The organism is Herbihabitans rhizosphaerae, from assembly GCF_004216555.1.
Lineage (GTDB): Bacteria > Actinomycetota > Actinomycetes > Mycobacteriales > Pseudonocardiaceae > Herbihabitans > Herbihabitans rhizosphaerae.
Genome location: NZ_SGWQ01000016.1, coordinates 18,273 through 38,114, shown reverse-complemented (window position 1 = coordinate 38,114; position 19,842 = coordinate 18,273). Strand labels below are relative to the sequence as shown.

Sequence of the window (19,842 nt, the reverse complement as noted above, 5' to 3'; positions counted from 1 at the left end):
AACAGTCAGCCGCCGCGGCGGTCGAGGAGTTTCTGGTAGCTCGTGCGCGGTGGGCCGCCGTCGTTCGGGTGCACTTCGAGGCTGCCGGACTCGTCCAGCAACACGATCCGCCCCGGATACGCGCGCTCCGCGATCTCCACGTCACGTTGATCGAAGCTGCCCTGGAAGCACAGCGCCCCCTCGATCAGCTCGACCTTCTCCGCGCCGCTCGGCCACCGGTGCAGATACACCTCGACCGTGAACGGCTGATCGGCCTCGGGAAGATCAGGGCCGTCCATCGAGAGACCTCCAACCGATCGCACGTGAAGGCCCGTGAGGCTACTCCTCGCACCGTCCACAGAGGACAAGTGGTCGCCGTGCGCCCGCCGGGAGTACCGTGCCGGCCATGACGATCAAGTTCGATCTTCAGCCGCCCGCCGACCAGATGCGCGCACTCGTCGCGAGGGTCGACGACGGCCAGCTCTCTCACCCGACACCGTGCGACGGGATGACCGTCGCCGATCTTCTCGGCCACATCACCGTCCTGACCAGCGCGTTCACCAAGACGGCGCACAAGGTCACCGGTTCCACCCCGCCCGAGCCCACCACGTGAGTCTTACTCGAACCTTGGCCCGAAAGGGTCGGTTCGGGTGGCTGTGACGTGTTGGTGGCGTCGTGCCCTTGTGGGGGTGCGGCGTCATCGTCGTCTTCTTGGCCTGTCCGGGGTTGGGGTACCGGGCTGCTGCTGGTGGTGGACATGAGGTGGTTGAAGGGTTCGTTGAGTTCGTGGCCGGTGATGGTGCCGCCGTCGATGTAGATCTTGCTGAAGATCGTTTTGTTGAGGATGGCCCTGTCGGTGTCGGTGGCGTGCAGGTAGATGGTGTGGGGGTCTGCGAGTATGTCGAGGGCAAGGGTGAGGATCTGTTTGCCGTCGTCGAGTTGGGTGTCGGCCTTGCGGAGTGTGCTGGTGATGCGGGTGCGTTCGGTTCGGATGTCGGCGATCTTGTCGCGGAGCGTGTCTTTGGGCCAGCCTTCCTCGGCGGCAAGGTCGAGTAGGTAGCGTTCTTTGGCGTCGAGTTTGTCGAGTCGTTTCGCGTATTCGGTGCGCATCTGCTCGGGCAGGGTCGTGGCGGTTGCGGCCGCGTCGTTGATCGCTTCACGCATCTGGGTCTGAACATCGTCGGGCAGGGTGATGGTTGCGTAGTGGCGGGTAACGGCGTCTTCGATGACGTCGACGGGGATGTAGGGCTGGTCGCAGACGCGGTCTTGGCGTCCGCCGCAGAAGAAGTAGTAGTAGGTTCCGCCGTTTCCTTGGGCGCGTTGGACCATGAACCGTTGTGTGCAGCGGCGACACCAGATGGTGCCTTTGAGGTAATGGGGGTGCGTGCCCTGTCGGGTGCCGCTGCCGCTGTGGGTATCGAGGACGCGTTGAACGCGGTCGAATAGCTCTTCGCTGATGAGCGGTTGGTGCCGGCCGGGGTATTCGATGCCTTTGAAGGTGACGTAGCCGCAGTAGTAGCGGTCCCTCAGGCGGAGCCAGAGGGTTTGAACGGAGACAGGGCGGCCGGTGCGGGGCATGCGTAGTCCAGCGTCGGTGAGGATGTCGCGGATCTGTTCGACGTTGGGGTATTCGCCGGTGGCGACCAGTTCGAACGCCATCGTGATGAGGTGGCTGCGTTCGGGGTCTGTGGTGACGGTGTTGACCTTGTATCCGTCGATCGTGGTTGTGGTGTTGAGGTAGCCGAGTTTCGCGACGCCGTTGGTGCCGCCGTTTCGGGCTTTGTTGAGCATTTTCTTGCTGATGTCGTCGCCGCTTTGGCGGATCTGAACCCAGTTGAACACGTCCACGATAGCTTCCATCGCTTCGGCCATGTAGCCCTCGCCGAAGTCTTCGTTGGCGTTCGCGGAGACGAGTTTGACGCCACGCTTGTCGAGTTGTTGCTTGACAACGGCGGCTTCGATGTAGTTGCGGAACACACGGGACCGTGCGTAGATGATGACGTAATCGACGTCGCCTTGTTCATCAATCCGCCGGAGCATGTCTTTGAAGATGGGGCGTTTCTCGATCGACTGGGCGGAGTATCCCGGTTCGACGTATTCGTCCACCTTCACCGCGCGCAGGTCTTTGCATTTGCTGTCGCAGGATTCGCGTTGTGTGGGGATCGAGTTGCCCTCGGGGTCGATATCGGTCGCCGTGCGCATCTGCCTAGGTGTGGAGACCCGCAACAGATACACGGCCCGTTTCACCGTGTCAGGGCTAGGGTCCTTGGTCGGGGGCATGGCCGGGTTTTCCTTTCTGTGCCACCATGACGCGGTCTACGATGCGCCTATAGGGTTCGACCAGAGTGACGGCGAGCACGATGTCAAGGTCGAGCGTGTCCACCAGTGCGAGAAACAACTCGGGGTGCGGGACGCTGCCGTTGACGATGCGGCTAATAGTCGTGTTCGCCACGCCCACTTGTCGGGCCACGTGCCGTTCTGAGTAGCCGCGTTGCTGCCTGGTCATGGTGACGTACTCGCCGAACGTTGCTGGTCGCTTCATGTGTTCTGTTCTCCTTCGTATCCTACCCAAAGTGATGCGTCTGCGCATCACTTTGGGGGTTGTGTGTGTGGAGTTCTGTGATGAGGAATTCTGCCGCCTCGTGGTGTGTCACGGCGGTGATCAACCCCGTATCCGGGTGTGTCGCGTCCGCGCGGAGTCTGGTGAGCACACCCGTATCGATGGCGTCGGCTCGGCGTTGGTCGGGGGTGGTGATCAGGACACGCGGCAGAACCTGATCGGGGCCGGTGCCGCCGCTGGTGGCGTGGTCAAGGTAGGCGTGGCACATGGTCCGGATGCGGGGCAACGGTTCGGTCGCGCGGTCGATCTCCAGCCACCAGCAATCCGCGTACGCGTTCGCCGCGAGGACGGTGTAGGCGTCCGGGCGCAACCATCCGCCGCTGGTGGTCGGGTGCCAGCAGTCGGGTTCAGTCGCGAACTGTCGCACTGTGACCTCGGTGGTGCGGCTGGCGCAGACAAGATCAACATAGAGGTCGCTGATCGCGAGGGTGTGATCAAGAAACATCACGCCGGGAGCCCGCGAACGGCGGACACGCCCAGGTGGAGGTTGGTTGCGGCTGATGGCGAGGAACCGGTGCCCGCCTGTCGTGAGGGTGTAGACGTGTCCGGCCGAGCCGGCCCGAGCGCCCCCGACACGGCGATCCAGCGTCGCCACGAGCCCGAGCCGGCCCAGGCGGGCCATGATCCGCCGCCTCACCCGCGCCGTCGTCTGTCGATCCGTGGCGGTGGTTGCAAGGAGTCGGTCGAGCTGTGCGCCGGTGAGCATCGGCACCCGCTCAAGATGTGGCAGGACAGCCGTGTAGCGGCCGGGCAGCGTCGTGGCGAGCTCCCGCAGATACACACTCGTCAACCGGCAGCGCGCCGGATTGGTGTTGGTGGTCATGGCTGGCTCGCGGTGTTGCGCATCCGGTTATGCCGACCGTCGCCGGTGGGTGTTGGGGTGGTGCGGGCGATGAGCTGCTTGTCAATCTCCGCTGCGGGGAGGCCGTAGCGGGCGCGGCTGTTTTTCGCGAGCTGGCTGCCGTCGGTCGTCGCGTCGGGGAGTGGGAGGGTGCGTCCGGTGACGGGGGTGAGGGTGGTGCCGTGTAGGCAGAGGCGGGCGGCGATCTCGAACGCGCCCAACCCCATGAGGTCCTCTGTGGACAGTGGACCGAATCGGTGCGCGAGTTCGCGAGCGTCGGCGTAGTCGGGCTGGAACGCGACCTGTGTTCGTGCGGTGGACAGCACCGCCGAGCGCACCGCTGGGGCGAGCTGGTTCAGGTATTGGTGTGCCAACGTCAACCCGAGACCGAGCCCGCGGGCTTGGGCGAGCATGTCCGCCAGATCGATCGGCAGCCGCACGATGTCGTGGAACTCGTCCACGTACAACCACGCCGGTCGCCGCGCCGACGGCGGCAGTGCCGCGCGGGTCAGGACGGCGTGCCACACGCTGGACATCACCAGCGACCCCAACAGCATCGCCGCCTCAGCCCCGAGGAGGCCGCGTTTCAAGGTCACGACCACAATCCGCCGGTGAGTCAACGCGCCTGCTAGATCGACACCGGTTGGTTGGCCGAGGATGAGCCGCAGCGGGGTCGACAAGATGAAGGGGCGCAGCTTGTTGAGGACCGGCCCGATGACGTGCACCCGTTCGGGATTCGACAGCGCCTCGTACCACCGCCAGAACCCCGCAAGCCCATGCGGCAACGGCTGACCGGTCACCGATCGGCGAAACCCCGGATTAGTGAGTAGCTCTGGCACCTCGCACACCGTGAACCCCGAGCCCACGCCGTCTACGGGACGGCTCGAGGCGAGGGTCAACAGGCTGGCGCGCAACAGGTCCGCCGTCCGGGGACCCCACGAGGGCGCGTAGATCGAGTGCAGCACATGGAACACGAACCCCGCCGCGCGCTCCGGGGATCCGGCCGCGTGCAGTGGGTTGAATCCGACCACCGGGCCGGGCGCGGCCGGATCGATCACCACCACATCCTCACGACGATGATCCGGTATCCGGTCAAGAACGTCAGTGGCCAGATCGCCGCGAGCGTCGATCACGATCACCCCGTCACCCGCGCGCTCCGGGGATGATCATGTTGCCCAACAGCGTGGATTTGCCGACACCGGTCGGCCCGACCGCCCACACGTGCCGCAACCGATCCTCCGCCCGCAACCGCAACAGCGTCCGCGTACCCGGATACGTGCTCTCACCGAGAACGACACCCGTGCGAGGAAGCCGAACCGGTGGGGGAAGCGACCTCGTGACACCGGCCGGCAAACCGGGTAACCCGCTCGCCCCGGTGGTCAGGCCGAGGAGCCCAGCGACCTCGCGGTTAGTCACCGTCAACGGCCACCGCCACCACGGTGTTCGCCTGCGTCGGAGGCGATGCGCTACCAGGAGGCTGGGCAGCCACCAGCGGCGACGCACCACCGCGCCCGGGGTGTTCAACCCGCGTAGCGCTGACCACGCCCGCCGAAACAGGTTCCGGCGCCGTCGCCACGACCCGGCCGCGACACCAACACGACAGACGCCGTGCAGCACCGGATCTGTGCCGCTCCAGCGCGGCCCCAACGCCCGCCGCACGTCCGCGGGCGGGGTGGTGCGGAACGCGGCACGCGGAGCACGCGCACCAGACAGCAGCCACTGCACCCGGACCATCTCACCCGGTCCCAGGGGCTGCAACGCGGCCAGCAGATAGCGGCTCGCCTCCTGTGCCCGCTGGGTTGCGAGCATGTTCCCGCCGGCCCGGTTCCGGGCCTCACCCGCGAGACGGCACCGCGCGAACCGGGCGCGTGGGTAGCCGGGCAGCTCCGTGACGCGGGTTCCCGGGAGTGTTGCGGTCACGGCGGCCTGCACGTCCGGCCACCAGCGGCGAGGAACCACCACGACCCGCTCAATCCCGGAATGGGTGCCGGTGATCTCTACCCCGATCGGCCACCCTGGAACCAGGCCACCGGCCCGGGTGGGGCGTAGCAGCGATCGCAGCGCCCCAACCCATGCGGCGACCTCGACCGGGCTGGTTCTGGCCGGCGTGTCCAACCGGTAGGCCACCAACGTCCGTTGCCACCACCACGAGGCGGCACTGTGCACAATGGACACCAGCAACAGCCACCCGGCGAGAATCAGCACCGGCCAGAACCACACCCGATCCACCACGATCACCCGTCGATTCCCGGCCCAGCGCCAGAATCCGGCTCGGGTTTACGCGGCTGCGGAATCGAGTCCACAATGGACTCACGACGCATCCTGCCACGAGCGGCCTTGATGCGCGCCGCATCGATCTCTGCGCGTTGCCGCGCCAACCGCCGACTCACCCTGATCACGACATGGGCCAGCACGTGCGCATCAATCTCTCTCCGCTGACGGCCCCACACTCGAATTCGATAACACCTGCTCATCACCGATCACCCCGCCTAGTACGGGCTGGTGGTCGTGCGCGACAGGCGACTGGCTTCGTAGCGGGCCGAGGATGCTTGATCCTTGGTGTGGATCGCTAGGGACGGTTCCACCGCACCAAGCATCTCCAACAGCGCCGCTTTGCGCACGTGCCAGTCCGCCCATTGCGCCTCCGGCGCCGCCGCAGCAGGAACATTCGTCAACAAATGACGCACCTGGGCGGCAAGCTCCACCACCACATATCGAGACACCGACATCACTGGTTCACCTCTTCCAAGACCTGGCCCTCGCCCCTGTTGGCGAATGACCCGTGTCTCGGACGTTACGCACACGACGCATTAGGTGAGCCGTCTAAGCGGGTGAAAACCCCAGCTCAAGACATAAAGTCTATGGACCTAACGGGCGTTAGGCTCGTAAGGTCGAGGAATGTCCGATGAAACAGGAGCCGACGAACGAATACCGCCCTACCGACGTATCGCTGACGAACTACGGCAACGCATCACCCGCGGACAACTACGAGTGGGACAGAAAATGCCGTCCTACAACAAAATCGCCCGCATCCACGACGTTGCCCTGTCCACCGCGCAAAAAGCCATCGGAGTCCTCCGCGACGAAGGACTCGTCCAATCGATCAACGGCCAAGCCACCTACGTCATCGCCACCACACCCCACAACCACACCGACGTTGTGGGCATGTTCACCGACCTCAATCGACGCATCGACACACTCGAAAAAACCGTACGAGACCTCCAAAAAATCATGAACCCTCGTACACGCGAGCCCGCTCGGTCAAATCGTTCACAGCATGGCTAACCTGCTCCAGACGAGTCACCGTCAACCGCGCCCACGCCCGCACCACATCATCATCGGCATGCGGTTTATTGTCGGTACTGACGTCGAGCTGATCCTTGTCCGTCATCGCCGAAACCTCTCATCGAACCCTGAACCTCCACATACCTTGGGGTCGATCCATAGGGCACGACCTTTCCTTTCAAAGATCTTGACATTCCCCGACACCGTGCGACACGCCCCGACACAAACATGCGGTTCCGTGCGCCCGAAACACTAAGAGACGCAAAACAACAAAGGCAAGGCGTCTCGCCCCTTAACCACACGCATGGCCTAAATGAAACAGGTCACAATCCAGACCCGCCGGCCTCAGTCGAGGAACCGATTCCCCTCAGCCTCCGGCCGCGGCCCGATCCGACGAAGCGACACCTCCTCAGGAAGCCGTTGCCGGCTCCCGTGCAGTTCGTCGTCACGCGCACTCACCAGCTGCGGGGTCCGCTCAACACCAAGGTCACGGTGAACCCGACGCCACGCCTCATTGAGTGCCCGCCGCTCCCGCACATGCCGCGCCTCCTGCCGACGAACCACATACCCATGCAACTCGGCACCAACACAGGCACCGACAGCGAACGTACCGCCCGCCACGATCAGAAAGATCAACAACAACGGCTCCATCACCAGGTCCCTTCACCGACCATCCGGGGAAGGGAGCGCTCCCAAGATCAAGCATGGCAGCGAAGGTCACAGAACTCCCGGTCAGAACTTGGGAGACTTACACTAACTGTTCTCCCAGCTCTGACCAGGCCAAATAGCGAATTTTCCGGTCAAAACTCCAGCCGGATGGGGTGGTGTGACGTCTCAGGTCGTACCTATACTCAGGCGATCACCAGGCGGAGCGGGGTGGTGACAGGACGTGGCGCGACGTGAGGCTCGTGGCAGCAAGCCCCAGCGTGACCGGTTGCGCCGTGCCATGCTGGAGCAAGGTCACACGGTCGAGGAGATCGCCATTGAGATGGCGACGCGCTGGGGGTACCGGCCGCGGCCGGCATGGCGGCACGCCCACGGATGGACCCAAGACGAAGTAGCCGCGCGTTACAGCCAAGTCGTTGGCGACTCCAGCGCCGCCATGACCGGTAAACGCATCAGTGGCTACGAAGCTTGGCCCAAAGGTGGAAACAAGCCGAGCCTCACTGCACTTTTGGTTCTTGCACGTATTTACGACACACAGCCTGTGAAGCTTATTGACCAATATGATCGCGAGCGGTTCAGCAGACAAGAACGGGCTGCCCTTGAGTCGTCTGAGTATGAAATTACACAACTTGGACAACTTGCGGTGCCGGCACGCAGTGAGCCGGTTGCTCACATCAATGATGGCACTGCATCGAACAGGTACGGTGAAACGCAAGCGGTCTTCGATTTGATCAAGGTAGCTGCATTCGAATCACGGCGACATGCCGAGAATGCGCAGGTAGGTTTGATGTCGGATATGACTATCGACGAGCTAACCGCTGAAGTTGAGAGACTCGTGAAGGCGAAGCTCCACACCAGCTCACTAAGCCTGTTTCCAGACCTTGTCAATGTTCGAGATCGCATCTATCGACTCCTTGAGTATCGGCAATATCCGCGGCAACAAGAGCAGCTGTATTTCCTTGCGTCAGTGGTGTGTGCGCTGCTTGCGGGCTCGAGCGCCAGCGTCGGCTTTCCACGCGCAGCAATGGAGCAGGCGCGTGCAAGTTGGACCTACGCCGAGATAATCGGACACAATTCGTTGAGGTTTAAGGCGAGAATGCGTCAAGCGACTCTCGTTGATTGGGATGATCGTCCACAGCAGGCGTTAGACCTTGCCATCTCTGCTGGGCAGTGGGCTACAGAGCCGATCGCTAAAGCGCAACTCAACAACGCTATCGCAGCGTACTCAGCACGTACGTCTCGATACGATGCGGCGCGAGAATCGCTCGTACGTGCCTTTCGGGAGCATGAGTCATCGCCAGGCGATAGTGAACTCTTTGATCACCTAGGCGGGGCCTTCAGTTATTCGCGCGCCAAGCTCTTGCAAGTGGCTACCGAAACGTACATCCGACTTAGCGACCCTCGCTCAGCGCAAGAATGCGCGGTGACCTCAATAGAGATGTATGAAAGTGGTCCGTCGGAGCGGCGCGCGCTAGGTAACGAAACATCGGCAAGAATCGACCTGGGACATGCTCGGCTACTCGAGGGGGACCTCGATGGTGCACGGAACGCACTGTACCCGGTATTCGAGCTTGAACCAGCTCGAAGGCTCGAATGGGTCGGCCTCAGACTGAAGGATTTTAGTGCAACGTTACGGCGAAATAACCATCTCGCAGTTTCTAGTCAGGGCAGGCAATTAGCTTCAAATATAGAGGAATTTTTCCAGCGGACTGCATCAGACGAGTTTCCAAGACTAGGTGCGTAGAAATGGACAATTCGGATTTCTCCGGACAATCAGTGGTCGCCAATGCGGTCCGTGTCAGGGTTGATGGAGCAAGCAGCTTGCCATCCTACGTGGATCGGGTAGCAGCCCTCTACGCTAGTGACTTTTCCGCTTCAGAATCGCTACAAGAATATTCTGCCAACGAAGAGCGTATTCGAAAGAAGCTGCTTGATGACTACTCGACGGACCCGCGCTTCAAAGGAGAGAATGTCCCAGATCCAACGTTTCGTATTGTGACTGTCTGGTCAGATCAAGACGAGATCCTCGGCTTCGTATACGGCGCAGCATTGTCGTATACGACCCGTTGGTGGGCCAATATCCATGAGAGCCTATCCGCCGAATTTACGCAGGAGGACGGGCGGCGCACGCTGGCCTTGTTTGACATCTGTGTCAAGGCAGATGCAAGGGGACGTGGGCTAGCTAGCCTACTCCATGCGAGTCTATTGCGCGGGCGTATCGAAGCACGAGTGACGTTGCAGTGTTCGAACGAACGTTATCCCGCATACCCGATCTGGCGACATTGGGGGTATCAGAAAGTCGGTACTACGACGTCAAGGAAGGACGGAAAAGTCAGGCACGTACTGATCCGCGACATCGCGTGTCGAACGAACGAGGATGCACAAACGAAAGGATAGACCATGAGTGATGTCGAAGTTTGCGAAACTAACATCGGCAAAGATGAGCTAATTTTCGAGATTGATCCGATTGAGCTGACGTCAGCTAGGTCGTCTTCGCTTGCAGAGAACGGAGATAAGTGACTTGAAGTGATCAAAATAGGATGGTAGTTCGGCTCGCTCATTTGCTTGCCCCCCAGTCGGCCGTTGAGTTTATCCGCACCATCTACGGTCGTAATTATGCACATTTTTCCGGTGAAGCTGGTCGATTTGCTTCGCTGGCCGATTGGGGGGCCCTGAATAACCTGCTTGCAACGCAACGCTTTGCATTTCCTAGACTTCGACTTGCCAAGCAAGGAGATATTGTCCCGGAGGAGCTGTACACCGAACAAGTTGATACCAGCGGTCATGCCTTCTACAGGCGAATCCTAACAGGACAGTTGGTCAAGCAGCTTCGTGACGGGGCAACTCTCGTAATTGACCGCGTAGATCAGGCGCATCAACCACTTGCCCAGTTAGCTTCGACGCTGGAATCGGAAATGCGTGCACGGGTGTTTGTTAATCTCTACGCTAGTTGGGGAGCTGCCGAGGGCTTCGGCACGCACTGGGATGATCACGATGTTTTTGTGTTGCAACTCGATGGGCATAAACGGTGGAAAATATTCGAGCCAACGCGTATGTGGCCGCTGCGTGACGAAACAGCAGAAACGCCGAAACCGCAGTCTCCCCCGATTGCCGAGTTTGATCTCATGGCCGGGGATGTCCTCTATCTCCCGCATGGCTGGTGGCATGCGGCGAGCCCATGCGGCCAGCCTTCTCTACATCTGAGCGTCGGTGTTGCGCATCAAAACGGTATCGACTTTGTCAAATGGCTTACAGGTATCGCGAGAGATTACGAAATCTTCCGTCAACGAGTTCCCCTACTTGGCGGAGATTCGGCACGAAACAAGTACCTTGCGTCCATCCGTGGTCAATTGAATGAATTAATGAATTCGGACAGTGTCTTGGATCGATTTGTTGAGTATTCGGACGGTGTTAGTCCTGGTCGCCCACTCTTCAAACTGCCAGATATTGGCGAACAGAATACTATCCTTGAGAACCTTACCGCAGAGGTGGTGTTGCTGGCGCCAAAGGCAACATCTCGGCCGAATCGTGACGGCGATGGGTTTGTGCTTACCGCCCTAGGGCGGCGATGGATGTTTGCTGAAGCGGCTCGACCAATCATCGATATGCTCATATCTGGCGATGGCGTTACGGTGCAGCAAGTAGTCGAGTCATCGCCACATCTTGGTCCCGAGCAAGCTGCGGACGTCGTCTATACCTTGTTGAATGCTGGGGTTGTGGCTATTCAATGAGATTAGCAATCAACAAACGCGGGATAGGTCGAAATGTCTGGTATTGCAATTCGATGCGCGACTCTTTCCTGCAATCTTCTGGCGAAGTAGGCGAACTCGGGTGCAACAGCATCCTGGTTGCTAAGCCAATCAAGCCGCAAGTAGCACCGCTGTAGGGCAGAGTACGGCGGCTGGCTTTGCGGAGTAGTCACACCCTCAAGGGCCTTTATCGACGAGCGCAACAGGCCAGGCAAGATCAGCACGACCGCAGCTGCTATTGACAAGTTGCGAAATTCTTGTGATTGCGCCTTGGGGTACTCTGCGCTGTACGCCGCGTACATGTGATCTGTGACAGGGCTCGGCATTGGTGCTACGCACCAACAGCTACAGAAAGGTGCAAGGATGTAGGCAGCGTCAACTGCTGCATGTCCCCTTTGCGCGTATTCAAAGTCAAATAGTCGAACAGTTCCATCGGCTGTGACTCGGTTGTTGTCGGGGCAAGCGGCGTCGGATACGGTCAGTATGTGGTACGGGCCCGGCGTTTTGAGCGAGGTCACTATTCTCCGAAGCTCGTTGATTTGCGCACCAGCAAGTGGAACCTCCCACAATTTCGATAAGTCTGCGTGTGCTCTCATACAGTGTTCGAAGTCTTTGCTAACGGCGCTGCCAAAGGGCTCATCCGCAGTGTGTGAAGCGATTTTTCCGAGACTACTTGCCCAAGACTGAAGTGCATTTCGTGCAGCGGCGGCGTCGTTCGCGAGAAGTAGGTTAGCTACCGATGGGCCATCGCCAACATCTTCCATGATGACGATGCCGTTGGAAGCTGTGATCAACTCCGGTGATATGGATGTTGGTAGTGAAGTTAGTGCCAACTTCTCGTTATGAAACCGGGCCTCTGAAACGTGCTGTTTGACGATAACTGTGCTGCCGCCTGCGACGCGTAGCCTCAATACCGTAGCTCTGCTGCTGAATGAGAGGTTAGCGACTAGCTCCACTTGTTGACCGAGTAGCTGCTCGGTTCTCTTAATCAGGCGCTCTTCGTGTTCAATCACGATCACGTGTATGGAGGTCTTGTGAGCGTTTCCGTAGGTGGAGGTAGATCCCGGTGGGGATGGTGAGTGCGGTGAGGCCGGCGGTGAGGGCGAGGATTGTGTTGAGCATTCCTGGTGTGCCGGTGGGGATGGGTTGGGTCCAGGGGAGGCTGATCCAGAGGTCTCCGGGCCAGAGGGGCATGTGGGCTTGAATCCGGTCGCCAACATTGGCGTTGGCCTCTAGTTCTGTTGTGTGTCGTTGCCCGTCGTGTTGGTAGGCGGCTTGGACGTTTCCGTCGGGGTCGGGTGGGCTGGTGATTTCGAGGGTGACGGGTTCGCCGAGCCCGAGAAGGGCTCCGGTGGCGTTAATGGTGAATTGAAGCCCGAACAGCACGAGCCCGATGGCGAGGAGGCCGAAGAACCCGATGACCCAGCCGCACCCAAGGCATGATTCCGCGCCGCTGTGCTTGCCGAGGTGCACTGTGCGTAGGACACGCTCGGGTGCCTCATCGGGCTCCGGGGAACCGCCAGCCTCATCGTTGTCTTCGTTGGTGGTGGGTGGGTTCCAGTCGAGGTGTTCGAGTTCTCGCCCGATGTCGATGATGGTGTGGACTCTGCGTTCGATGGGCAGTTGTGGAAGCGTGCTGTCACAGATGATCGAGATTGAGTCACCGTCGATGGCGTATTCGGTGGCGCTGGTGAGCGTGGTCCACGTGAACCAGTGCTTCGTCGACGCGTTATCGATGGCGTGTTGTGCGCGAGAGGGTCCGTGAACCGTGACCTTGGTTCTGAGGGCGTCGATGTCGATGACGTGGGGTGGGGCGTCGGTGAGGGTGAATCCGTGGACCGTGAGGAGGGTGGTGCCGGTGGTTTCGCGGGCGGTGAACCGGTGACCGTGGATGGTTCCGGTGATCTGCCGCCCGGTCCCGGTTGGCCCGAACCGCCCGGTTTCCAGCCTCCAGTTGTGGCGTGTGATGGTGCGGGGCAGGAGGATTTTGGCTCGTAGCCAGGGACGTATGAGGTAGCGGGTGATCGCCCAGATGGCGAGGGTGGAGATGATCCAGGTGAGCCAGCTCATGGGTTAGGTGTCCAGGTCTCGTTCGATCTGCTCACTGGAGCGTTCCTCGCCTGGAGTCCCGTATTTGGTGGCGTTGTGCGCGTCCTTGCCGTAGCCGGCGAGCTTCGACGTGATTTTTCCCGGGTCGTAGACCTCAGCCGTCCCACCGTCCGCGGCCGCGCCGGGGATTTTCGTCTTGTCCAGACCGGTCATCTTCTTTGCCGAGTTGACGGAGGCGTCTTTCAGCATCGTCCCCGCGGTCTCCAGCGACTGCGCCACCTGCGAAGGTTTGTCCGCCTCGGGCGTGGCGAGGTCTTTCTTCATGCGGTCGTGGAGGGCTTGTTGTGCTTTGGTGGCGGCCTGGCCGCCTTTGCCGGCCTCACTGGTGAACTTCTCGCCACCGCGCTTGAGCGCCTCTTTCAACCGGCCCAGGATCTTGCGGACTTTGTCGATCAGTTTCTTCAGAACGGTGACTTTTTCCAGTGCGCGTCTGATGGCGGTGGTGGCTTTGATGACGGTGGCGCTGGCTGCTGCGGCGATCGAGCCGCCGAGGGTGAACGGCCCCGCCACCAGGGCGGGAATCCAGGTCAGCGCCATCCACTCAGCAAGGTCGGACAGGATGCCTTTGATGAAGTCCTCGACGAGCTTCATCACGATCGAGTACATCTGCAAGAGCTGGCCGACGTTGCCGGCCTTCCCCGCGATCCCACCCGTGCCGGTCGCGAACCGCGCAACCCGCTGCTCGGCGGCTTCGGCAGCCTGCCCGTCCCACTCGGGCACACCCTTCCGACACGTGTCTACGAGGTCGCGGCCCATGGTGTCGAGGTCTGTGGCGACACCGCCGTATTCCTTCGCCGCAGCCGCCAGGACGTCCCCGTTCCCGGACACCACGTTGATCAAATCCTTCAAGGGTGGGATCGCGGTCATGGCGAAGTTGATGCCCTGACTCAGCAACCAGCCGAGGGGGTCGGCGATGATCGTCGCCGCCGTCGAGGTGCACGAGTAACCCAGACTGACGGCATCGCCGGTGACGGCGGCGACATCGAACGCCGTGCCATCGGCGGAGGCGGCGTCCTTACCGTGATAGACGAGTTTCGCGAACGGACCGGCGGGGCCGGGCAGTGCGCCGCCGGCGGCTTTGGCGTAGCCGCCCTCACCCCACGACTTCCCGGGTTCCCAGCCGCCGTAGCTAGAGCGCATGTTCTCGGCGACCCGGTCCAGGTCCCGGCCGATGCTCGTGTACTTCGCTGTGTGCTCGTCCTCGGTACGGCCGTACTCAACCCCCGTCACCGCGAGGGCGTCCCCGAGCGACCCGACACTGCCAGCCAGCTTGTCCAACAGCCTGGTGAGGTCATCCCTCGTTGCTGTGTAGTCGTTGTAGAGGCCGGCGCCGATCACCCCGAACGCATCGGCCGGAACGTCAGCGGCCGCGGTGCGTTCCCGTGTCGCTGTGGCGACCCGCGAGAAGTCGCCCACAAGCTTCCCGGTCGCTGCGAGCCGACCGCCGTCTGCGTGATATCCCTCAGCCATAGCCCTGTTCCTTGACGCCGTGGTGGTTAGGTCCTGCGCTTACGCAGCGGATCATGCTCACTGAAATCCTCAACCTCATCCACCTCAACCGGCCGTTGGCGACGGGCCGGGCGCGACAGTGGTGGAGGTGGCGAGGGCGGTGCCTCCGCAGACGGGTCGTGGCGGGGACGCGTCCGCAACACCCCGCGCTCACCCAAATCCTCCTCAACCACCTCGCCGGCCTGGAGGCCGCCCGCTTGGCGCTCGTCATGATCGGCGCGAAGTTCCTCTACGGAGACGCCGAGGGCTTCCGCCTGGGTTTGTAGGACCTCATCAAGCACGCCGGTATTGCGGCCGGTGACCTCCTCAACCAACATCGCCTGATCACGCGCACTCTGCGCCACAGCGTTCCGCAGGGTCACCATGATCGTGCTCGACAATGCTGCCGCGCCCTTCTTCAACGCCGTGTCGGTGACCTGGATGTCGATGATCGACCCACCCGGACCAGCCACCACCCTCACCCCGCCATCAGGCGACACCGCAGTGGCGCGCAGCTCGGCGAGCTGCTCCCGTAAACCGGTGAGGCGTTGCGGATCGGCAGGGACCTCCGGCAGGTGCTGCCGCAGCCCCTCCAGCTCCTGCAACAGGTCCTCGATTTCGTCGCCAGCCACAGCCACCCCCCGGTTCGTTCAATGGCGGCCTCATCCTGACACGAACCCACCACCGACATCACGGGAACGATGGGCGTCACCTGGTTGGCGTAACCACCGCGTGAACGACACCACAACCCCCGACGGTGAGCCAGGCTGGTGCTAGCCTGCTTCGCTGACTGGGGCATCCACTGGGGAGTGCATGAACACGGTGCTACAGGCCGACGAGTTCAACGTGTTGTGGCGGCTGGCTGGGCTCGATGAGAAGCCGCTGCCGCTTGACCCGCCCGAGCAAGGCGTTACTCGGTCCGAGGTCGCTGCTGCGCGGGAGCGGGCCACGGAGGCGTTGCTTGATCGCGGGCTGCTGCTGGGCACCACCGTCGCCGACGACATCGCCAAGGCACTACGCCTGTTGGCGCGACCAGAGGTCGCTGTCGATCTGCGGTGGGCCGGCGACGGTCTCGACATCGGTGCGCTGGCTGTACGGCGCGGTGAACGCGCAGTGGGCGGCGTCTACGACGGCGACACGGTCACCTTGTATACGTTGCGGCCCAGCGGCCACATCACCGAACTCGTCGCCGTCCTCGGCGACCACCCACGCGGGGAAGGCTCGTCGGTGAGCCTGCCCACCGACCTCCTCGACCAAGCACGCCACACCCAAACGGGCAGTGGCCGCGCGTTTGAGAACTCGTTGCGCCGCAACAGAGTTTCCAGCGAGGACGCCGGGCAACTGCGCACTGTCGTAGAAGCACCCCGCCACCGGGGAGGTCAGGTCGGCGTCACCATCAACGACCGGCTCGGCCGCTCGGCCCGCGGCCCGTGGACCATCACCGTCCTCGACACCGATCTCGGCCGCTACACCATCCACCAGCGCGCCGGCTACACCACCGTCGCACCCGCCGACACCAGCCGGATCATCACTATGGTCCACGAACTCCTCGACAACACACGACCACTCGGACCGGGTAGCTGACCGACCTGTAGACCACCGCCGCAGTGACCTGCTACGTTCAAACGCACACGCGTAGTGACAACGACGAACCTGAGGTTACGTCGAACACGAAGTGACAAGGGGGACACCAGCCATGCCACCACCGCCTGTCGGCCCGCCCGCCCCCGGCAGTGGGACGAACATTCACGTCACACCCGAGAACGCACCCAAACTCAAAGCCACCTTCGAACAAGCCCGTGACGAGATGTGGGCGGCGAAGCGCGCAGCGTTGAAGATCGGAGAAATCCCGGTTCCCGACACGAACCCGGGAATGATAGTGGCCGTAAACTGGCAGCACAGTAAGGCCACCGGGGCGATCACTGTCGGCTCGTTCGAGAGGTTTGCCGACAGCATGATCGTCCAACTCGATGGGTTGATTGCCCAGATTGACCGGTCGATGGCTGATTACGCCAACCGCGATCGCGCCCACGCCAAGACGTACGGGGCCGTCGGGTGACCAATCCGGTGCTACGTTCCCTGATCGCTGGTGCGGCTGCTGTGATGATTGTGGCTGGTCTTGCCGGGTGTAACTCAGGCTCGGACAACGCGTCATCTACCGGCACGTCCACCACGTCGGCGTCGACGTCCACCGGGCCACCTCGGCTATCGCCACCGGTAGAGAAGGACCCGAAACGCGTCCGTGGACTGGACCCGTGCCAGATGCTGACGCCGCAGCAGTTGGCTGAACTCACGTCGCCTAGGGTGTTCGGAACCGCGCCGAGTCCGTGGGGTGAGCCAGCGTGCGCCTGGACCAGTTCCAACGTGATCTTTGACCTGTCGCCGTATACGAAGTTCAACGGGCTGGACGGCATCTACCGGGCACAGAGCACGGTGAAGAAGTTCCAACCGATGCAGCTACACGGCTACCCAGCCGTCCGCACGGAAGAGACCCCGCAGATCCGGTCCTGTACAGCCACGGTCGGTGTGGCCGACGATCAGGCTTTTACCGTCTCATTCTCCGGTAAGAAACCTGAGTTCACCGACGCCTGTGGATATGTCGAGAAGATCGTGGGCATGGTGCTGCAAAACCTGCCGCCGGCCTAACGACTACTGGAGGGGAACAGATGGGCCACGAGGCCGACCCGAGTTCGGGCGAGATCGATGTCAACTGGGATACCGCCACCCACGAATGGCTCTATGGCAAGCTCTCAGTCGCACAAGCTGAAGGGCTGGGCACCGCCCACCAAACGTGGACTGGTGAGGTCGCGGCTCATTGTCAGAAGGCGGCTGATCTGATCTCGAATGGGATGCGGGAGATCGGCGCGTCGTGGCAGGGCATGGCCGCCGACGGAGCCAAAGGCAGCGCCGCTCCGCTCGCCACGCATGCGGTCGGTGCCCGTGACGCCGCAACAGCGATCGCGCAGGGTGTGCAGGCGCAGCAGCAGATGGCCGTGGACACCTCCCACCGGATCGAGAAACCACCACCGAAGACCACCGCACCAAACGTGGTGAACCCAACAGGGCGCAGCACCGACGTGCTCGCGACGCCGGATATGCAGGCACAGGCCGCAGCGGCACGGGAAGCCGAACAGCGGGCTCGAGAACTCGGGAAGACCTACTGGAACGGAGTAACGCAAGCGTCGTCCGGGATGCCGCAGTACGCCGACACACCAGTGGTGACCGTTGACGTCAGCGCACAGCCACCGCGCACCGGCGACGTGGGTTACTCATCTCCCGGCGTGACCACGCCAACGGGTAGCAGCACGACGGGCAGCCGCAGCAGCAGCACCCCCACCGGCGGGTCGGTGGCACCGACGCCGACGGTCAACCCCACTACGGGCACACCGCCACCGCCGGGCGGTGTGCCTGGTTCTGCCGTGAGCCCGGTGCCTGGTGTGGGCGGGGCCGGAACGACGACGCCGGAGGGTCTGAGCCCGAATCCGGTGGGCACGCCACCGAGTCAGGTGGTTAACCCTGTGCAGGGCGGTGTGCCGGTTGGTGGTGGCGATCAGCCGCGCACCGGCCTCGGGTTGCTGCCCACCGGCCCCTACGGATCTGGCAACTCCGATGGCCGCGGCCCCGCGGGCTCTGGTGGTCGTGGTGCCTTGGGCACGCCTGGTGCGGAGCCCGGTAAGGGTGGTGTGCGTGGCGGTCCCGGTGTTGGTGCCGGTGTGCCCGGTACGGCCGCAACCGAGGGCCATGCTGCTGGCCGGTCCGGTGTGGCCGGCCGCGGCGGCGCTGGCCCGGTGGGTGGCATGCCCGTTGGCGCGGGCGCTGGCCGGTCAGGTGAGGACGACACTGAGCACGAGATGCCGTCGTTCCTCAAACGCCGCGATGACGACCTGTGGGACGACAACCCACCCGTCGCGCCCGCAGTGATCGGTGAAGACGACGAATAAACTCCCGGCGATTCGTATCAAGAGAACCGCCTGGACTTCCTGCGAGTGGCGTGCCTAAAAGGCTACCGGATCGCTGATGTGTCAGGTTAGTGGTGAGATGGTGGTGTTGATCGCGATGTTGTAGCGGTCGGGGCCTGTTTGGTTCCATTGGAGGGTTTTGCGGAGGGCGGTTTCTGTTTTCTCCAGTATGTCGTTGACTGGTTGCAGAGCGACGTGGTTGATGTAGCAGGTGTTTCGGTCGAATCGTTCCCGGTGAGCGGCGCTCGCTGAGGGAAGGTTGTTGTTGTCGGCGAAGTAGTAGCCGTCCTGGGGTGCGGGGTCGAAGGGCCGTAGGCCGTAGTGCACCTGAACTTGGGTGTGGACCTGGCGTTGGCTGCCGTCGGTCGCGACGACGGTGATCGGCTCAACGTGAGTGAGGCGCAACAGCAGTAAACGGGCGAGTTGGTGGCCGGCGCGGTTGCGTGCGTACACCAACCCGGCTAGGCGTGCACCGCCGACGGTTTTTACGAGTTCGCGGTAATAGTCGCTGTTTTTCATGCCTGAGATACGTTCGCGCAGATATTCGTCTGCGGCGCTGACCCACCACAGGGCTTCGCCGACGGCGCGGCGGGCGGCCATGCCGTTCTCGGTCCCGAGGGCTTGTAGATAGCGGTGACGGGCTCCGGCGAGTCCGTCGAGGACCAGGTGCCAGTCCCAACCGGGCACGATCGGGACCGCCACCCCGGCAGGAGCACCAACAAACCGGCGCATGACGTCGTCCATGGTGTCCCCGGGCGTGATCGGCACCCTGATGTCCTCGGTCATGCCCTCCAGGTCGCACCGAACCATCAGCGCGTTTCGCTGTCAGGCGACGGCCAAGCAGCCTCTCAGGCCGACTTGCTGATCAGGGTGTGGGTGCGTGCAGGCCGCGGACCAGCTCGCCGGGGTCGATGTCGAGGGCGGCGGCGATTTTGAGGATGTTGTGGAGGGTGAGGTTGCGTTGTCCGCGTTCGACCTGGCCGAGGAAGCTCCAGTGCAGACCGGCGTGTTCGGCGAGGCGTTCTTGGGATAGCTCAAGTTCGTGACGACGGTTACGGACTCGTTCGCCGAGCTCGCGGGTTGCTGGTGAGAGTGGGGCTGCCATGACGGCTCAACCCCATACGTCCCATGCGTATAGATCCAGAG

21 protein-coding genes and 1 pseudogene are annotated in these 19,842 nt (G+C 62.3%); 9 read left to right on the top strand and 13 right to left on the bottom strand.

The genetic code is table 11. The features are described from left to right. Positions 1-5 precede the first annotated feature (5 nt). On the bottom strand, positions 6-278 hold the full coding sequence (locus EV193_RS30675; RefSeq protein WP_130348454.1) for a hypothetical protein: 273 nt from the start codon (positions 276-278) through the stop codon (positions 6-8). A gap of 107 nt (positions 279-385) precedes the next feature. Here EV193_RS30675 and EV193_RS34860 point away from each other — a divergent pair. After that, positions 386-511 (top strand): annotated as a pseudogene (locus EV193_RS34860) (maleylpyruvate isomerase N-terminal domain-containing protein); the annotation flags it as partial. On the opposite strand, the gene EV193_RS30665 reads toward EV193_RS34860, so the two are convergent. The 6 genes from EV193_RS30665 to EV193_RS30640 all read right to left on the bottom strand — a co-directional run bounded on the left by EV193_RS30665 (position 466) and on the right by EV193_RS30640 (position 6,169). Further along, positions 466-2,259 carry a recombinase family protein gene (locus EV193_RS30665; protein ID WP_130348452.1) on the bottom strand — a complete coding sequence of 598 codons (1,794 nt, stop codon included), beginning with the start codon at positions 2,257-2,259 and terminating at the stop codon, positions 466-468. The pseudogene EV193_RS34860 and the gene EV193_RS30665 overlap by 46 nt on opposite strands. Beyond that, on the bottom strand, positions 2,237-2,521 hold the full coding sequence (locus tag EV193_RS30660) for a helix-turn-helix domain-containing protein (RefSeq protein ID WP_165401560.1): 285 nt from the start codon (positions 2,519-2,521) through the stop codon (positions 2,237-2,239). The genes EV193_RS30665 and EV193_RS30660 overlap by 23 nt, the downstream gene beginning before the upstream one ends. 22 nt (positions 2,522-2,543) lie before the next feature. After that, on the bottom strand, positions 2,544-3,422 hold the full coding sequence (locus tag EV193_RS30655) for a replication-relaxation family protein (RefSeq protein ID WP_130348450.1): 879 nt from the start codon (positions 3,420-3,422) through the stop codon (positions 2,544-2,546). Then, entirely contained in the window at positions 3,419-4,579 is a 1,161-nt protein-coding gene (locus tag EV193_RS30650; protein ID WP_130348449.1) for a type IV secretory system conjugative DNA transfer family protein, read from the bottom strand. Before EV193_RS30650 ends, EV193_RS30655 begins: the two co-directional genes overlap by 4 nt. 4 nt (positions 4,580-4,583) lie before the next feature. Beyond that, positions 4,584-5,678: a hypothetical protein gene (locus EV193_RS30645; protein WP_130348448.1), complete on the bottom strand. Its 1,095-nt coding sequence runs from the start codon at positions 5,676-5,678 to the stop codon at positions 4,584-4,586. A gap of 251 nt (positions 5,679-5,929) precedes the next feature. Beyond that, a complete protein-coding gene (locus tag EV193_RS30640) occupies positions 5,930-6,169 on the bottom strand; it encodes a hypothetical protein (RefSeq protein ID WP_130348447.1) in 240 nt (79 codons plus the stop codon). 169 nt (positions 6,170-6,338) lie between these two features. On the opposite strand from EV193_RS30640, the gene EV193_RS30635 reads away from it, so the two are divergent. Then, positions 6,339-6,725 carry a GntR family transcriptional regulator gene (locus EV193_RS30635; RefSeq protein WP_130348446.1) on the top strand — a complete coding sequence of 129 codons (387 nt, stop codon included), beginning with the start codon at positions 6,339-6,341 and terminating at the stop codon, positions 6,723-6,725. 345 nt (positions 6,726-7,070) lie between these two features. On the opposite strand, the gene EV193_RS30630 is transcribed toward EV193_RS30635, so the two are convergent. After that, the gene (locus EV193_RS30630; protein WP_130348445.1) at positions 7,071-7,376 is read right to left on the bottom strand and encodes a hypothetical protein; all 306 of its coding nucleotides are present in this window, start codon (positions 7,374-7,376) and stop codon (positions 7,071-7,073) included. A 238-nt stretch (positions 7,377-7,614) separates the two neighbouring features. Here EV193_RS30630 and EV193_RS30625 point away from each other — a divergent pair, with 238 nt between their 5' ends. From EV193_RS30625 to EV193_RS30615, 3 genes are all read left to right on the top strand, one after another. After that, complete coding sequence (locus tag EV193_RS30625) at positions 7,615-9,135, top strand: hypothetical protein (RefSeq protein ID WP_130348444.1); 1,521 nt, start codon at positions 7,615-7,617, stop codon at positions 9,133-9,135. A 2-nt stretch (positions 9,136-9,137) separates the two neighbouring features. Next, positions 9,138-9,788 (top strand): GNAT family N-acetyltransferase, encoded by a 651-nt coding sequence (locus EV193_RS30620; protein ID WP_130348443.1) that lies wholly within the window; start codon positions 9,138-9,140, stop codon positions 9,786-9,788. Positions 9,789-9,931: 143 nt separating this feature from the next. Next, a complete protein-coding gene (locus EV193_RS30615) occupies positions 9,932-11,122 on the top strand; it encodes a cupin domain-containing protein (RefSeq protein ID WP_130348442.1) in 1,191 nt (396 codons plus the stop codon). Between the two features lie 1,023 nt (positions 11,123-12,145). On the opposite strand, the gene EV193_RS30610 is transcribed toward EV193_RS30615, so the two are convergent. The 3 genes from EV193_RS30610 to EV193_RS30600 are packed head-to-tail and all read right to left on the bottom strand — an operon-like array spanning position 12,146 to position 15,369. Beyond that, positions 12,146-13,210: a hypothetical protein gene (locus EV193_RS30610; protein WP_130348441.1), complete on the bottom strand. Its 1,065-nt coding sequence runs from the start codon at positions 13,208-13,210 to the stop codon at positions 12,146-12,148. 3 nt (positions 13,211-13,213) lie between these two features. Then, positions 13,214-14,719, bottom strand: coding sequence for a WXG100 family type VII secretion target (locus tag EV193_RS30605; RefSeq protein WP_130348440.1), 1,506 nt, complete (start codon positions 14,717-14,719; stop codon positions 13,214-13,216). Between the two features lie 26 nt (positions 14,720-14,745). Next, positions 14,746-15,369: a YbaB/EbfC family nucleoid-associated protein gene (locus tag EV193_RS30600; RefSeq protein ID WP_165401559.1), complete on the bottom strand. Its 624-nt coding sequence runs from the start codon at positions 15,367-15,369 to the stop codon at positions 14,746-14,748. Positions 15,370-15,559: 190 nt separating this feature from the next. Here EV193_RS30600 and EV193_RS30595 point away from each other — a divergent pair, with 190 nt between their 5' ends. The 4 genes from EV193_RS30595 (at position 15,560) to EV193_RS30580 (ending at position 18,678) form a co-directional block, all read left to right on the top strand. After that, positions 15,560-16,321 (top strand): ESX secretion-associated protein EspG, encoded by a 762-nt coding sequence (locus EV193_RS30595; protein ID WP_207222872.1) that lies wholly within the window; start codon positions 15,560-15,562, stop codon positions 16,319-16,321. A gap of 112 nt (positions 16,322-16,433) precedes the next feature. Beyond that, positions 16,434-16,796: a hypothetical protein gene (locus EV193_RS30590; protein ID WP_130348437.1), complete on the top strand. Its 363-nt coding sequence runs from the start codon at positions 16,434-16,436 to the stop codon at positions 16,794-16,796. Positions 16,797-16,840: 44 nt separating this feature from the next. Beyond that, positions 16,841-17,383, top strand: a complete 543-nt coding sequence (locus EV193_RS30585; RefSeq protein ID WP_242613794.1) for a DUF3558 domain-containing protein — start codon at positions 16,841-16,843, stop codon at positions 17,381-17,383. A 20-nt stretch (positions 17,384-17,403) separates the two neighbouring features. Next, the gene (locus EV193_RS30580; protein ID WP_130348435.1) at positions 17,404-18,678 is read left to right on the top strand and encodes a hypothetical protein; all 1,275 of its coding nucleotides are present in this window, start codon (positions 17,404-17,406) and stop codon (positions 18,676-18,678) included. An 81-nt stretch (positions 18,679-18,759) separates the two neighbouring features. Here the strand turns inward: EV193_RS30580 and EV193_RS30575 are convergent, their stop codons facing one another. Further along, entirely contained in the window at positions 18,760-19,482 is a 723-nt protein-coding gene (locus tag EV193_RS30575) for a hypothetical protein (RefSeq protein ID WP_130348434.1), read from the bottom strand. 79 nt (positions 19,483-19,561) lie between these two features. Further along, the gene (locus EV193_RS30570; protein ID WP_130348433.1) at positions 19,562-19,801 is read right to left on the bottom strand and encodes a helix-turn-helix domain-containing protein; all 240 of its coding nucleotides are present in this window, start codon (positions 19,799-19,801) and stop codon (positions 19,562-19,564) included. Positions 19,802-19,842 lie beyond the last annotated feature (41 nt).

Bases quoted from the DNA above. Each gene is read 5' to 3' on its own strand.
- EV193_RS30675 (WP_130348454.1), bottom strand. From the start codon at position 278: ATGGACGGCCCTGATCTTCCCGAGGCCGATCAGCCGTTCACGGTCGAG.
- EV193_RS30665 (WP_130348452.1), bottom strand. From the start codon at position 2,259: ATGCCCCCGACCAAGGACCCTAGCCCTGACACGGTGAAACGGGCCGTG.
- EV193_RS30660 (WP_165401560.1), bottom strand. From the start codon at position 2,521: ATGAAGCGACCAGCAACGTTCGGCGAGTACGTCACCATGACCAGGCAG.
- EV193_RS30655 (WP_130348450.1), bottom strand. From the start codon at position 3,422: ATGACCACCAACACCAATCCGGCGCGCTGCCGGTTGACGAGTGTGTAT.
- EV193_RS30640 (WP_130348447.1), bottom strand. From the start codon at position 6,169: ATGTCGGTGTCTCGATATGTGGTGGTGGAGCTTGCCGCCCAGGTGCGT.
- EV193_RS30635 (WP_130348446.1), top strand. From the start codon at position 6,339: ATGTCCGATGAAACAGGAGCCGACGAACGAATACCGCCCTACCGACGT.
- EV193_RS30630 (WP_130348445.1), bottom strand. From the start codon at position 7,376: ATGGAGCCGTTGTTGTTGATCTTTCTGATCGTGGCGGGCGGTACGTTC.
- EV193_RS30620 (WP_130348443.1), top strand. From the start codon at position 9,138: ATGGACAATTCGGATTTCTCCGGACAATCAGTGGTCGCCAATGCGGTC.
- EV193_RS30615 (WP_130348442.1), top strand. From the start codon at position 9,932: ATGGTAGTTCGGCTCGCTCATTTGCTTGCCCCCCAGTCGGCCGTTGAG.
- EV193_RS30610 (WP_130348441.1), bottom strand. From the start codon at position 13,210: ATGAGCTGGCTCACCTGGATCATCTCCACCCTCGCCATCTGGGCGATC.
- EV193_RS30605 (WP_130348440.1), bottom strand. From the start codon at position 14,719: ATGGCTGAGGGATATCACGCAGACGGCGGTCGGCTCGCAGCGACCGGG.
- EV193_RS30590 (WP_130348437.1), top strand. From the start codon at position 16,434: ATGCCACCACCGCCTGTCGGCCCGCCCGCCCCCGGCAGTGGGACGAAC.
- EV193_RS30585 (WP_242613794.1), top strand. From the start codon at position 16,841: ATGATTGTGGCTGGTCTTGCCGGGTGTAACTCAGGCTCGGACAACGCG.
- EV193_RS30580 (WP_130348435.1), top strand. From the start codon at position 17,404: ATGGGCCACGAGGCCGACCCGAGTTCGGGCGAGATCGATGTCAACTGG.
- EV193_RS30575 (WP_130348434.1), bottom strand. From the start codon at position 19,482: ATGACCGAGGACATCAGGGTGCCGATCACGCCCGGGGACACCATGGAC.
- EV193_RS30570 (WP_130348433.1), bottom strand. From the start codon at position 19,801: ATGGCAGCCCCACTCTCACCAGCAACCCGCGAGCTCGGCGAACGAGTC.